The sequence below is a fragment of the Halomonas cupida genome (assembly GCF_900142755.1).
In the GTDB taxonomy this organism is placed as follows: Bacteria; Pseudomonadota; Gammaproteobacteria; order Pseudomonadales; family Halomonadaceae; genus Halomonas; species Halomonas cupida.
The window spans coordinates 153,212-168,018 of the sequence record NZ_FRCA01000007.1; the positions used below are offsets into that span (position 1 = coordinate 153,212).

The following is a 14,807-nucleotide window of genomic DNA, read 5'->3' on the forward strand; positions in this document are numbered from 1 at the left end:
ATTTCAACGTCATGAAATTTGACGCTCTGGTGCGTGATGGTGCAGTCTCCTTCGCGCCTTGTGCATCACTTCGCACCACTGGCAGGTGTACGGACCCAGACTTTCATCGAGGGAGACTCTCGAACGTGGACGATGATCTTGCGGCCAATCTTCGCTACCTCTGTACCTTCTACCGCTCCATCGCCGACGTCTGCCGTCGTCTACAGATCAACCGCGCCCAGTTCAATCGCTACCTGAGCGGTCGCTACAGGCCCTCCGGCAACACCATGCGCCGGATATGCAAGTTCTTCGGCGTCGAAGTCCACGAGATCCTGTTGCCCCACGCCAGCTTTGTGGAACTGGTGGCAAATCGTCCCCGCGACAGAGTGCACAATGTCGAGCAGGAAAACAGCGCGAGCCCACAGAACTTCAGCCTGCCCAGAGGCATTCGCCAGCGCGGTCGTGACGGTCTGTCACGCTACCTGGGACGTTATCATGAGTACTACATGTCCATGTCCCGACCCGGCAAGGTGCTGTGCACCCTGGTATCGATCCAGCAACAGGGCAAGGACGTTGTCTACGAGCGCGCCGAGCGCATGCCCCTGCCGAGCAGTTCCCTTCCACACCAGAACCGCTATCGCGGTATCGCGCTGTTTCTCTCCAGCCGCCTGTTTCTGGTGGACTACGAGTCGATCAACCAGCACGAGATCACCGAGACCGTGCTCTACCCCAGCTTCCGCAGCCGCGTTACCCGATTGACTGGCATCAAACTGGGCGTGGCGGATAGCTGCGACCGTACGCCGTGCTGCGCACGCGTGGTTTACGAGCGCATCGGTTCAGGTACCTCGCTGCGGGAATGCCTGGCCCGCTGTGGTCTCTACGATCCCGACGACCCCAGCCTTGATCCCACCATTGTCACCGCCATAGGCAATGATGTCAGCGAGGACGAGTGGCACTTTCGTGCACGTTATTGAGCCTGCGTTACTGAGCCTGTCAGGGCATCAAACTCACCGCAGCACTCGCTGATCGCCCTCGGCTATCCAGCACGGTAAGGCGGTGAAAACCGCCACCGATATCCTCGAGCCAGCCTTCGCGGCGCAGTTCATCCATGGCCACCGGTTGATTGTTGACCAACCAGTGGAACGGCGGCTCACCACCCTGCAGACGCACAAACAGGGAAGCACTGTCCGCCGATGAAAGCTGTACTTCGGCACCGTCCCTTGGCACCACGATACGCATGGCATCCAGTGGCTGGCCCGAGGCGCCATGGAACTGGCGCAGCGAGCGCGGCAGTTCCGCGGTCGAGGCAATCAGCGCATCGGCAGGCGGTGTACGATCCGGCGCTTCGATACCGAGCACATCGAAAGCCGAGAACAGCAGCGGCGCAGCACTTCTGGCCCCCAGCGCCCCCGGCATCGAGCCATTGTCGGCACGCCCCACCCAGATTGCGATGACATGCCGACCGTCGAAGCCGATCGACCAGGCATCCCGGTGGCCGTAGGAGGTACCGGTCTTGAAGGCGATACGATCTGGTGTACCAAGACCACCACGTGGGGTCTGACGCAGGATATCGGCCAGATACCAACTGGCACGGGCACTGATGACTCTGGGTCCCTGGCTTATTCCTGGCCCGAGGGCAGCTTCGCCCTCCTCCTGTGGCACTGTCGTCAGACGCACGGCGCGCCCTTCATTGGCGATCATCGCGTAGATCGCCGCCATGTCTTCCAGACGGGTACCGACTCCCCCCAGCGCCACAGCCAGCCCTGGTGTCGCACCAGACGGCACCACCGGCTCGGCCCCGGCACGCCGCATGGCTCCCAGTAGACGCCCGGGCCCCACCGCATCGAGGACCGCCACTGCCGGCAGGTTGCGCGAGGACTGCAACGCCTCGCGAATGGTCATGGGTCCGAGATAGCGTCCATCGAAGTTGGCCGGAGACCAGCCATCGAAGTCATGGGGAGCATCATTGATCAGGGTTTCGGGATGCACCACGCCTTCATCAAAGCCCAGCGCATAGACCAGCGGCTTGAGCGTCGAGCCCGGCGAGCGCAGCGCCTGGGTCATGTCCACATAGCCGGCACGTTCAGCGTCCAGCGCATCCGCCGCGCCGATACTGGCACGCAGCTCACCCGTGTGGTGATCGACCACCAGCATCGCTGCTGTGACCGGACGCGGCTGACGGACCACCCACTCACGCAACTGACGCTCGAGCCGACGCTGCAGACGCGCATCCAGCGAGGTTTCTACATGGCCCTGGTTGGATTGCTCCAGCAACCGCCGCGACAGATGCCACGCCAGCCGTGGCATGGGCCGCTGAAGGGTCGGCATCGGCTCCTGGCGGGCTTCATTCGCGACCTCTTCACCGAGCAGTCCTGACGACAGGCTGCGTGCCAGCACCCGATTACGTGCCGCCAGCGCCGCCTCGGTATCGCGACTGGGGATGCGTCGTGCCGGTGACTGCGGAATCGCCACCAGCAGGGCTGACTCGGCGGCCGACAACCAGCCGGGGTTCTTGCCGAACCAGGCGAGGCTGGCCGCACCGACGCCCTCGAGATTCCCGCCCATGGGCGCCAGGTTGAGATAGAGTTCAAGAATCTGCTGCTTGTCCAGGCGCTGCTCCAGCGCCAGCGCTCCTCGAATCTGTGCGACCTTGGCGGCCAGACTGCGCGTAGGCCTGCCGTCGAGCAGGCGGACGACCTGCATGGTCAACGTCGATCCCCCGGATACGATCTCGCCATGCCAGGCGGCCTGCAGGCCCGAGCGCATCAGTGCCAGCCAATCGACACCATGGTGGGACTCGAAGCGCTTGTCCTCGTAGGCCAGCAGCATGTCGATATAGCCGCGATCCACCTGCTCCAGCGTTACCTGCCGCCGCCAGTAACCATCGGCGCTGAGAAACAGGCTCAACGGCTGTTGCTGACGATCCAGCACCAGCGGCGAATAGTGGATCTGCCGCAGCGGATCCGGAGCGCTCGCCACCCAGTGACTGGCCACCAGCCGCGCCGCGATCAGCAACACGAGCAGTATCAGAATCGAGGCGCACCACCATTTGCGGCGAGAAGGGCTCAACCACTCTCTCCGCCACTCTCTCCGCCACTCTCTCCCCCATGGCGCGCCCGGCTGCCGATCACTCACTGCTGTCCCTCATCAGCCCCACCGATCACCACTCGTCCGGAGTCGGTATTGGCCTGTAGATGCGGCAGGTACATGTCCTGCACCCGCGCGGCGGGATGGCGGAAATCACCGGGGCGTATCGCCCTCACCATGTAGGCCAGCTCGAACAGTTCACTGTCACGCAGGTCAACGGCGGCCAGGAAGTGGTCAGTGGCGAATTCAGCATGGGTCGGCTTGATCCCGCCGGAGAACCACTCGAGTCCCTCGGCATCCGCCGACGACAGTACATTGGGGTTATCGATCTGGAAACCGGCAGGCAGCGGATCCTCGATGGCCAACTGACCGCGGCTGGTGGCCAGCGGCGTGATGGTCAGCACCACCAGCATGCGCTGATTGAGTTCCAGCTCGGAGACATCGATACGCTCTCCCTCCAGGCTGTAATAGCGCCGCGATATCTCGATGCCCGAGCTGCGCGGTGCAATATCGCCGGTAGGCGAGCCACTGAGTGTCACCGCCGCGGTGGTGTCCTCCTCCAGCGGATTGAGCGCCACGGAACGGCTGTGCAGATAGTCGGCCAGGCTCAACGACAGATTGGCCGATGCCTCACCCGGTGTCTGCTGTTGCCCGGCCGCCACACGCAGCAGGCTGGCCTGCTCCACGCTGTTACCGCTGTCGGCGGCGGCCTGAATGGCATCCAGTACTCGCTCCCTTGCCACGGGGTAGTCAGCAGACAGTGCAAGACGGTAGGCGATCAACTGATCACGCACATCACTGGCGTAGGGGTCATAGTCGCGGGAATAAGGCGCCACGGACTCCGCTTCCAGTACCTCGAAGGCGGTCTGGAACAACCGCGATGCCCGGGCAGGATCGCCCATCTCATTGAGCGCGGCCCCCAGCCAGGCGCCTTCAAGTCCGTTGCGCTGCTCGTCGCCATCGATATCGAGCCAGCTGTCGGCGAAATAGCGCAGATCGCTGGCCCGTGCCTCGCCAGCCAGCGCCAGCACATAGAGTGCGTAGGCGGCGCTACTGCGACTTTCCGCCGAGTAGCTGGCTCCGTTGACCTTGTTCTGCAGATTGCCCATGGCCAGCTCCAGCGCCGCAGGCGACACATCCAGACCATCCTCGGCAGCGCGCCACAGGAACTCGCTGGCATAGGCATCCAGCCAGAAGTTGTTGCTCTCCGGCGCCCAGTCGCCGAAGGCCCCGGTCGGTGACTGGCGTGACAGAACACCGGCCAGCACTTCATCGAGACGCTCGGCGGCCTTGTCGCGGGCTTCGTCCGGCAGCACCTGACGCGCTGACATCAGCGGTTCGACACTCGAGATCAACTGCTCGGTGCAGCCCCAGGCCATGGCGTACAACGATCGCGCCACCGCCGGGACATGGAAATCCGCCAACCCACCGAAACTGATGGTCAGCGCCGCATCCTCGGCCATACCCTCAACAAAGGAGTCCGGCAGTTCAAGCTCCGCGCCGGCCTGTACCGGGAACTGCTGACGACGCTGGATGGGCAGGTCGTTGTAACGTACTGCCAGTGGCAGCGTCTGGGTCAACATCTCGCCGCCGGGCGTTTCCAGCGTCAGTGTCAGGTCAGCCTCTCCGGGATCGAGCGCCGTCAGTTCGAAGGTCAGCATCTGGTGTTCACCCTCGTCGAGGGTAACCGTCTGAGCGCCATTTCCGGCCACCGAGACAGGCCCCACGCCTTCAAGACGAACCTCGGTCTCGCCAACCGGTCCTTCGGCATGGGCCAGCTCGACCCGCACCTCGGCCTGATCCCCCGGTGCCAGGAAGCTCGGGGCGTGCGCCGTCAGAACCACAGGGTCACGAACAATGAAGTCCTCGCTGAGGTTGCCCAGCCCGGTCTCCGACCAGGCCGTCGCCATGGCTCGAACCGTGCCGTTGAAAGCCGGTAGCGGCAGGTCGATCAGTGCCTCACCATCAGCGTCGACCTCGACCAGCCCCGAGAAGACCGTGACGTATTCCTCGCGGCGCGGGCCTGGCGCCTCATCAGGCGTATTGCTATCACCGCCCTCGCGCAGTGCCGCTGTCGCACCGGGGATGTTCTCGATCAACCGGCCGTACAGATCGCGCATTTCGAAGGCCAGACGCCGTTGGCCGAAAAATTCCTCTTCGGGCTGCGGCACCGCGAAACCGGTCAGATTGAGAATCCCCAGATCGACCACCGCCACGGTGGCGTAGACCGACTCCCCCTCCACGGCATCCTCGACCGACAGTCTGAGTTGATTGTCCTGACGCGACTTGAGTGGCTCGGCAGGCGCCATTGCCAGATCGATGGTGCGCTGAGAGGCATCCACAGCGACCCAGTTGACCCCGATGGCACGACGCGGGTTGAGATCATCGGCCTGCTCCTGAGGCGTCACCAGCGAGGTAATCACCCAGGCACCGGCCCCCCAATCGTCGCCGACGGTCAGGCTCAGTTCGTTGGCTCCGGAATCGACCTCGAAGTGATGCGTCTCCACCAGTTGGCCGTTGAGCACACGAACCTCGGCAATGCCCGAACGGCGTGCATCGAGCCGTAGCTTGAGTTCATCCCCGGTCTGGTAACTGGCCTGGTCCAGTCCGGTGTTGAGTCGGTCCGGCGTATCGGCGCTGCCACCGCTGCCGTAGTAGCCGGCCCAGAAGCTGTGACGGGTCACGACTGGCTGGCCATCAACCTCGGTACGCAACTCCAGCTCGTATTGCCCCCAGTCCACCGGCACAGACAGCCGGCCCCCATCCTCGCCATCGATCGCCACGGTGCCATGTCCGTCACGGCTGCGTCGCTCGACGGCGGAGTAGCCCCACTCACCGTTGACCTTGTACCACTGGTAATCCCGGGAGATGCGTGACAGTGTCCACTCGACCTCGTCCAGCGATTGCGCTGTGCGTCCCTCACCCAACGCTACCAGCTCGAAGGCCGCGTCACTGCCTTCGGCCACCACTCGATCAAACATCGGTTTGAGTCCAATCACGACGCCATCCAGCGCCATCGGTAGGCTGAGTTCACGCTCCACCGGCCGACCCGATCCCTCACGAATCTGCATATTGAGGGTCAACGCCTCCACCTGACCGGCGGCGGTACTCGGCGGTACCGGCAAGGTTACCAGCGCCTGGCCTTCGTCATCGGTGGTCAACCCCGCGGACAACAGGGCGGAGGCGCTCTGGTCCTCTCCCGCCGGAATGCCGAAGCGATAGCCGGGATAGTCGCTCAGCTCTGCCACCGGCCGACGGGTCACCTTGCCGGAGATGGTCAGGTTGGCGCCGGGCGCACCGTAGAGATAGCGCGCATTGACCTCCACCTCGGTGGGCTCGGTGTGGCTGACTTGCTGTTGGCGACTGGTGAGGTCGAAGTCGACGCGTTCCGGCACGAAGTCTTCCACCAGAAAGCTCACCTCGCCCAGTGCCTCGGCGTCAGGATCGGCATGGAAGCGCAGTCGCCACAGGCCGTGCATGGCGCTGGTATCGAGACCCAGTTGCCCTACCCGGCCTCCGGCGCCCTGATCGTTCAGTGTCTGTCTCGAATGCTCCTTGCCATCCGGGCGCAGGGCAATCATGGTCAGCGGCATATCCGGGATGGCGCGGCTTTCGATGTCACGCACCAATACTGTCGCGAACACACTGGCACCCGGACGATAGATTCCCCGCTCGGTGGTGGCAAAGACATTGACGGTTTGCGGTGCAGGATGCCCGGCCACGCCGCGGTCACTGAGATCGAACCCTGCGTCTCGCAGATTGATGAAGTTGAAGTCCGTTTCACCGGCATTGATCGCCGTCAGCAGCGCAGGACGATCACCACCGCGACCGGACAGCCATTGGGGAGCAATATGGGCGTATCCCTGATCATTGACCTCGACGCGGTGCAAGACCTGGTTGTTGCGGGCGATCAGTTGAACCTCGCCATCGGCCAGTACACTACCGTCACTGAAGCGATTGACGAAAACGTGCAGACCATCAGGCCCGGAGAAAGTAGTCAGGGAGGTATCCGATACCAGAAACCACTGGGTGGCGGACTGATAGCTGTTGTCTTCCGGAACACGTGCGGTGATCGCATAGATACCGGGTTCGAGCACTTCCAGGGCGGTGTCGATATCGAGCAGTGAGACGGTGTCCTGGTTAAGCTCACTGGCCACCCGGGCATCGCCTTCCCAGACCAGGCTGCCTTCTTCGCTGGCCAGCGCCGAGGCATTGTAGCGATCCAACGGATTGAGCCACTCACCACCGCGGAGCAGCCCGGTCAGGCCACGATCACCGACATGATAGATGCTCAGTTCGACATGCTCGGTGTTGACCGCGGTGATCGGAATCTGATGGTTACGCCCTTGAGGCAGCACATAGCCACGGCCACTGAAACGTACGCTGGGGGAGCGGTCCGGCATCACCAGCTCGAAGGACTGCTCACGGGCCATGACCTCACCCGAGGCTGCCGGCAATCCCTGACGCAACACGATATGGTATTCGCCACCATGTTCCAGGCCCGCGATACACAGCCGCTTGCCCTCGGCGCTGACATCCACGTCGACGCCATTGGTCCGCACCCCGTCGTTGGCCCTCACATAGTCACCGTAAAGAAAGCCATCCTCACGCAACGGCTCGGAAAACTCGGCACAGAAGCGCGGCGCACTGCTCTCCGCCTCGGCTCGGGTATCCATGACCCTCGGGCCAAAGGTCAGCAGGGCCTTCTCAAGACGCTGGCGATTGCCGCTCAACTCGGCGAGGAGGCGATGCGCCGCGAGAATATCCGGGCCGCGATCCGGGTCTTCCTCGAGCTGCTCGACAATCTTCTCCAACACCGGAAGCTGCTCGCTGTGCTCGTCGGCACGCAGCCAAGCGTTGATGAGAAAGGCAGGCTCCGCGTAACCCCAACGATCGAGGAACTTCGGCCTCCCGTCGGAATGTTGGGCGCGACGCATCAGCGCCAGCCAGGCACCGGGCTGATTGCCGCGTACCGCCTCATCAAGGTAATTCCAGCTCCCCTGCACCAGCTCGAGATGTTCGTAGAGCGCCCTTGCCTGATCCTGCTCGCCCTGGTTGAAGAAGCCCAATGGTTGGCCCGCCGCATGATTTCGCAATGCTGGGTCCGTGGCTACCATGCGGCCGGACAGGGCTCCGATATGATTGACCGGCGTCGCGGCATCGGACTTCAGAAAACAGGCATCGGCGCGGCCATTGAAGGTGAAGGCACGGCAGGACGCTTCATTGCGGCAGGCACTGGCACAGTATTCAAGATCCGTCTGGAAGATCGCCCGCAGATCATTGCCGGGCAGATCGACTCCGTCCTGATACTCGATACGCTGAGCGGGTAGAATGGCGTCATGGTCAGCGGCTTGCGCCATCCAGGGCAGCAACAGAACGAGCAGGCAGAACAGCAGTCGAGACATGGGTCGAGGCTCCATCAGCGATCACCCCAAATCTAGACCATTGAATGCCTCTGTGTGGGACGGATGTCAGACCTCAAGGCTGGGGTTCAAGACTGGGGTTACAGACCAGGGTTCAAGAACAGGACTCCAGACCAGAGCTCAAGCACTGAGCCCTCTCCAGGGCCCCCGGCTCACCAGGATCTGAGCGAATTCAACTGGGGATCGAGCCAACCCTGGTTTATCGGTCACTGCCCCTAACCCGCCAGTGGTCAGAGTCATGCGGTTGAGGCTGCTGGGGGACGCTGATCCAGGCTCCTGAGGTATCCCGATATTATTTTCCGGCTTTCCTTCAAGTTGAGTATTTTCTGATCCAGTTTCTCAACTTCCTTATGCAGGGTTTCACTGACTTCCAGGCAAGGATCAAAGATCGGCTGATCATCCAATATGCAAGGTAATAGAATGCGGATGGATTCCAGCTTCAGGCCAGCAGTGCTGAGCATGACAATACGCTTGGCCACCAACACTGAGTGTTCATCGAAATCGCGATAGCCCGACTCTGTTCTGGCGGGTGTCAGGAGACCTTCCTGCTCGTAGTAACGCAGCATACGTTCGCTAATGCCCAGATGGTGTGCCAGCTCTCCAATTCTCATGAATGCTTCCTGTTGACTGATGCATTGACCTTGACAGCGCTGTCATAGTTTAGCATGCCCTCGTGGATTGAATATCCCATCCAATGAGGAGATGAACATGTCACGCAAGGCATTCAGTTTGGACGGAAAGGTCGCTATCGTCACCGGCGCAGGCCGCGGGCTTGGTAAAGCCATCGCTCTTGGACTGGCCTCTGCTGGGGCTAAAGTCCTACTGGGCTCCAGGAACCCTGAACACCTATCTGATACTGCGACGGCAATTGCAAATTCGGGCGGAACCGCTTTATGTGCATCCGTTGATATCTCGGACCCTGCTTCATGCACCGCACTGGTGGCGAAAGCAGAGGAAGAGTTTGGGCAGTTGGATATTCTGGTGTGTAATGCAGCCACCAATATCCAAGGGCCTGCGGCAGACATGACGCCCTCGGACTGGTGCCGGGTCATCGGCACCGAAATGTCGGGTTGTTTTTACTTGAGCCAGGCGGCTTATAGGCTGATGGCCAGACAAGGGCGTGGATCGATCATCATGATCTCTGCCAACTCCAGCTCTGTTGGTTATACCGACCTGATCGGTGTGGCTACAGCAAAAGGAGGTGTCGATATGATGGCGCGTAATCTTGCCGTTGAGTGGGGAAGTGACGGCATCAGAGTCAATACGATCAATCCTGGCTGGACTGAACACGTTCCCGAGGATGGGGCTGACGTCGCCGCAGGAGACGGTGATCTAGATGATGACATTCGGGCCACTACACCGCTGGAACGTCGAGGGCGTGTGGAGGAGTTTGCCAATCCAGCCATCTTCCTGGCCAGTGATGCCTCAAGCTATATCACCGGACACAATCTGGTTGTCGACGGAGGCTACTCGGTGAAGTGATTTTCAGAGGCTCGCTGTTACACAGTTCTGATTCACACGCAGGTAGGTGCTGAGCACTGATATCAGTGATTGATCAGCCAGCGAAATAGCACCGTAGCAATGCAAAGCGCCTGCCTGACAATGCGTCAGGCAGGCGCTTGCGAGCTTCCAGAACAGCCCCTGATTCGTGCTGGGCCGCTCAGGTCCTAGTGGTCTCCTGGCCACCAACGACCACATCCCATTGTGGCTGGCCCTCTTCCAGCAACACTCGGTCGCCTTCCGGGACGCTGTCGAGGCGTGCGGTACGAGTGATGCCATCGTGATGCCAGACCACGTCGTAACCGACCGTCTGCTGCTGGGTATCCGTCACGGTCTGACAACGCTGCTCAGTGGTGGTGACGGCCTGCCCTGACTCGATGTTGCGCTGGATCTCACGACCGGCATAACCGCCGCCGAGAACCCCGGCGACCGTGGCGATCTTGCGCCCATTACCGCCGCCGATCTGGTTACCGACCACGCCGCCAATCACTGCACCAGCGGCAGTACCGAGGATGCTGTGCGGGTCGCGAGTCTGTGCCTGACGGGTCACCGGCACGCTTTCACAGACCTGACGCGGCGTCTCGACCGTCTGGGTGACCGGCGTCACCGCAGTGATATCGGCAAACTGCGGGCCTTCCGGTTGTTGCTGTACCTGCCAGGCGCCAAAGGCCATGCCACCAAGGCCAAGAACGGCCAGCGTAGAACCAATAATGATCGACTTGCTCATTTTATCGTCTCCTTACCCCACCACTGACCGCACTGTTCGCAAAGAGCATCCGCAAAGGACGATCCGTAAAAGGCTTGTCCGCAGAGGGGCTCCTGTTCGAGGAATGAAGCAATTCTGGCATTGTCGAACACTGTTCGCACCATTCCAGGTGCAAGTTGCATGATCATTGTCGCGCATGTCTGCATTCAGCGACGTCAGATGTCCGTTACAAGCAACGGGTCTTCAAGCAGCACCAGGAGCCTTCCACCAGTATGGCATTGGCCACTCAGTGGTCTTCGGGTGTCATTGATCATGAGAACTGAACCGATACCTCGTGGCTGAAGCTACGCGTCGTGGCCAAAGCGACCTTCTCGTCGATGAATTTGAAGAATGCTTCGATATCTTCAGCGTCATAATCCTTCAACCACATCAAGACCACCCTTTCTTCGCCACCCTCTTCATAGCGTAGACTCTTGATATTTCTATCTATATCAGCAACATCGCGAAAACTTTCGTAGGTAATGGAATACACAGGACCATCCTGCTCGAACTGAGCCTCCATATGGTCCGTGAATATCTTGATTCCTCGTTCCCCAAGCCCACGATAGATATTCAAAACCAGTAAATAAGCCACTACCAGAAATGTCACCAACAAGAATGCATTCTGGAGAAAATAAAACGCAGCAGCCGCCACCACAACCAACAATACAAGACAAATAAAAACATTCACTTTTGATGTTTTAATTCTGTAAAACTGAACAAGCTCTTTCTCCATTACAACCCCACCTTATCTTGACTACGCCAGCACTGAGAATTTCTGCCACCATCAGTTTCCAGTCAGGTCTGTTTTCAGAAAAACCATGGGGCGTTCGGAACAGTCCCGCCACCGACCGGCAAGCAACATGGACATGAAGTGCGCCGCGCCCTTCCCCTCGCCCCAGTGGATGATACATGGTCAGACACACAACAATTCAACACCTGATGGAATAACCGCAAGCAAGGTGCTCATGTCTGCATAATATTAGAGAGGCAATCATTACAGTGCCGCTATAAAGCCAAGGACATCAAAGCTTGATAGCGGATCGACGCAGCATGATGGATAGACAGAAGATTGGAAAAAGGTATTCAGTAAGGTTTTATATGCACCCTACAGTACAAGTTCACCCAGGGCGAAAAACACAAAAGGCCGCCCCTCGAAAAAGAGGAGCAGCCCCGAAGAAAACCACGAAGTGCCACTACCCTGCTCGTAGCCCGAGCGCAGCGTGCTCGTCGCTCGCAGCTCGCGCCTCAGATCCCCAGCTTGTCACGGGTCTCGTAATACCAGGCGCCCATTGCCGACAGCGGCACTCGCAACATGCGTCCGCCCGGGAACGGCAGGTGCGGCAGGCCGGCGAAGGCGTCGAAGCGCTCGTCACGTCCGGTCATCACCTCACTGATCAAGCGTCCCGCCAGGTGGGTGCAGGTCACACCATGGCCGGAATAGCCCTGGGCGTAGTAGACATTATCGTTGATCACCCCGAACTGCGGCAGACGGTTCAGGGTCATCAGGAAGGTACCACTCCAGGCGTAGTCAACCTTGACGTTGCTGAGCTGCGGGAAGGTCTTGAGCATCTTGGGACGAATCACGGCTTCGATATCCGCCGGATCCTCTCCGCCGTAGTTGACGCCCCCACCGTAGATCAGGCGGTTGTCACGGGTCAGGCGATAGTAGTCGAGCAGGTAATTGCAGTCCTCGACAGCGATGTTGTTGGGCAACAGTGCCTTCGCCAGTTCTTCCTCCAGCGGCTCGGTGGTGATGATCTGGGTGCCGCAGGGCATGGACTTGCCCTCCAGCTCCGGCATCACTCCGCTCATGTAGGCGTTACCAGCGAGCACCACGCGCTCGGCCTTGACCAGACCACCTTGAGTTCTCAGCGTCACCGGCTGACCATGCTCGAGACTGGTAACCGGGCTCTGTTCGTAGATGACACCGCCCAGAGACTCCAGCGCAGCCGCCTGGCCCAACACCAGATTCAATGGATGAATGTGGCCGCCGGAATGATCGACCAGTACACCGGTATAACGATCGCTGCCGACTTCACGCTTGTAGGCCTCGCCTTCCAGCAACTCCAACTGGTCGTTACCATACCGTTCCCAGAGCGCCTTGTGCTCCTTGAGTCCGTTGAGCTGCCTGGCATTACAAGCGGCAAACAGGTTCTTCTCGCGCAGATCACACTGGATGTCGTAAGTGGCAATACGCTCGCGGATAATGCGATTGCCCTCGAAGGCCATGTCTCCCAGGGCACGGGCGGTCTCCGCGCCGTACTTGTCCTCGATGACATCCATATCGCGGCTGTAGCTGTTGACGATCTGGCCACCGTTGCGGCCCGAGGCCCCATAGCCGACACGGGCAGCTTCCAGCACCACGACCTTGAGGCCCTTCTCGGCCAGGTGCAGCGCCGAGGAAATTCCGGTGAAACCGGCACCGACAACACAGACATCGCAACTGACCTCCCCGGCCAGGGCAGGACGCTCCGGTGAGGGATTGGCCGAGGCCGCATACCAGGACCCGGCATGCTCGGTAGCAGACGCGGAACGCTTCGACGTCGCAGACATGGCTAACTCCGAAAATGGTTATTTTATTCAACACATATTGCCATTCTACGAGCCGGAACAGGCAAATTCCAACCCCTTCGATAGCATATAATCACCATTCCATTGATCATCGGCGAGATTCTTCCTCTCGAGTGCCTGGCGGTCTTGAGGTTCACTGCACCTGGCGTTCACAACCGCTGGGGTTTATCGCCATGACAGCTCACAGCTACGAGCACTCACCGCCATCGGGGCTTCCCAACACACAAAACGCCAGGCTCGTCAGCAACGAGCCTGGCGTCGATCCATCCATGCCAGTCGGGGCTCAGCGTGAACGGGCTTCCGACCACAGTTGCTGCAACAGCTCCAGTTGCTCGCCCTCCACCCCTGGTGTCAAGGAAAGACGGGCACGTGTCTCGTCATCCGGCATCACCGGTGGCTCACGCAGCGCGGCATCCAGCATCGGTTGCGCGGCGGCGTTGGGAGACGTGTACATGTTGTAGTTGGATAGCCTGGCGGCGACATCCGGACGCAGCATGTACTCGATAAAGGCGCGCGCAGCCTCTGGATGCGGAGCACGAGCCGGGATGGCCATCACATCAACCCAGCGCTGGGAGCCCTCGCGGGGCACGAAGAACCCCACATTGCCATAGAGCTCAGGATCCGCAGCCTTCTTGCCGGCAACATCGCCGTTGTAGGCCACGGCAGCGTGAATCACGCCACTTGAGATCTGATCGATACCTGCCAGCGCATCCACAAAGCCGACGAAGTTGTCCCGCTGTCGCGTTTCGATCACCACACCGGCCGCCTCGACCCATGGCTCCTGGCCGACGCAGTCAAAGCCCTTGCCCAACCAGGCGCAGATGGTGCCGAAGTTGAACTGACCATCGCCCTTGAGCATGGCAAAGGGGTACTCGCTGTTGACCTGCGGGTCGTAGAGCAGGCCCCAGCTGGGATCGGGGTCGGGGAAGGTCTCGGTGTTGTAGACGATACCGGTGACGCCCCACTGATAGGGCACGGTATAGCGATCCTCGGGGTCGTAGTAAGGCGCACGGAAGTCCTCGAGAATGTTCTCCGTTCCCTCCAGGCCAGCGCCCTCCCCGTTCAGCGGCTGCAACAACCCTGCCCCGATCAGACGCGCCACCATGTAATCCGACGGCATCACGATGTCGTACTGGGCATCTCCTCCAGCCGTGAGCTTGGCCATCAGCTCGGCATTGGAGTTGAAGTAATTCTGGACCACCTCGATACCGGACTCGGCCTCGAAATCCTCGATGATGCCGGGATCCATATAGTCGGTCCAGTTGAACAGATTGAGCTGGGCTTCCTCGGCGTTGGCCGTTATCGCCAGGCTGGCCAGCATCAGTCCCGACACAAACATCGAGCCAGGCTTGCGGCAGAACTCTGCCAATCCCTTTGCGCGGATCGTCTTCATTATTGTTCTCCTTCCCTTCACAGAGAATACATCGCCGATGTCGCCCGTCAGGCAAGCCGTGGAAACTGTTCCCCGCCAGCTCCGCGGCTTGCCTGGCCCACTACTG

The 14,807-nt window shown here is 60.4% G+C and carries 9 protein-coding genes; 2 read left to right on the top strand and 7 right to left on the bottom strand.

Annotation, left to right across the window (positions count from 1 at the left end; all coding sequences use genetic code 11):
• Nucleotides 1-125: 125 nt before the first annotated feature.
• Nucleotides 126-953: a helix-turn-helix transcriptional regulator gene (locus tag BUE38_RS13835; protein ID WP_073435804.1), complete on the top strand. Its 828-nt coding sequence runs from the start codon at nt 126-128 to the stop codon at nt 951-953.
• 19 nt (nt 954-972) lie between these two features.
• Here BUE38_RS13835 and pbpC read toward each other — a convergent pair whose 3' ends face one another.
• The 3 genes from pbpC to BUE38_RS13850 all read right to left on the bottom strand — a co-directional run bounded on the left by pbpC (nt 973) and on the right by BUE38_RS13850 (nt 9,100).
• A complete protein-coding gene (pbpC, locus tag BUE38_RS13840; protein ID WP_084541943.1) occupies nt 973-3,048 on the bottom strand; it encodes a penicillin-binding protein 1C in 2,076 nt (691 codons plus the stop codon).
• Between the two features lie 62 nt (nt 3,049-3,110).
• Nucleotides 3,111-8,471: an alpha-2-macroglobulin family protein gene (locus BUE38_RS13845; RefSeq protein ID WP_073435805.1), complete on the bottom strand. Its 5,361-nt coding sequence runs from the start codon at nt 8,469-8,471 to the stop codon at nt 3,111-3,113.
• Nucleotides 8,472-8,725: 254 nt separating this feature from the next.
• Nucleotides 8,726-9,100 (bottom strand): MerR family transcriptional regulator, encoded by a 375-nt coding sequence (locus BUE38_RS13850; RefSeq protein ID WP_073435806.1) that lies wholly within the window; start codon nt 9,098-9,100, stop codon nt 8,726-8,728.
• A 97-nt stretch (nt 9,101-9,197) separates the two neighbouring features.
• Here BUE38_RS13850 and BUE38_RS13855 point away from each other — a divergent pair, with 97 nt between their 5' ends.
• Entirely contained in the window at nt 9,198-9,971 is a 774-nt protein-coding gene (locus tag BUE38_RS13855) for an SDR family NAD(P)-dependent oxidoreductase (RefSeq protein ID WP_073435807.1), read from the top strand.
• 178 nt (nt 9,972-10,149) lie between these two features.
• On the opposite strand, the gene BUE38_RS13860 is transcribed toward BUE38_RS13855, so the two are convergent.
• The 4 genes from BUE38_RS13860 to BUE38_RS13875 all read right to left on the bottom strand — a co-directional run bounded on the left by BUE38_RS13860 (nt 10,150) and on the right by BUE38_RS13875 (nt 14,701).
• Nucleotides 10,150-10,716, bottom strand: a complete 567-nt coding sequence (locus BUE38_RS13860; protein ID WP_073435808.1) for a glycine zipper 2TM domain-containing protein — start codon at nt 10,714-10,716, stop codon at nt 10,150-10,152.
• A gap of 289 nt (nt 10,717-11,005) precedes the next feature.
• Nucleotides 11,006-11,470 carry a hypothetical protein gene (locus tag BUE38_RS13865; RefSeq protein ID WP_073435809.1) on the bottom strand — a complete coding sequence of 155 codons (465 nt, stop codon included), beginning with the start codon at nt 11,468-11,470 and terminating at the stop codon, nt 11,006-11,008.
• A gap of 512 nt (nt 11,471-11,982) precedes the next feature.
• The gene (locus BUE38_RS13870) at nt 11,983-13,290 is read right to left on the bottom strand and encodes an NAD(P)/FAD-dependent oxidoreductase (protein ID WP_073435810.1); all 1,308 of its coding nucleotides are present in this window, start codon (nt 13,288-13,290) and stop codon (nt 11,983-11,985) included.
• Nucleotides 13,291-13,591: 301 nt separating this feature from the next.
• Complete coding sequence (locus BUE38_RS13875; RefSeq protein WP_234986984.1) at nt 13,592-14,701, bottom strand: polyamine ABC transporter substrate-binding protein; 1,110 nt, start codon at nt 14,699-14,701, stop codon at nt 13,592-13,594.
• Nucleotides 14,702-14,807: the final 106 nt, after the last annotated feature.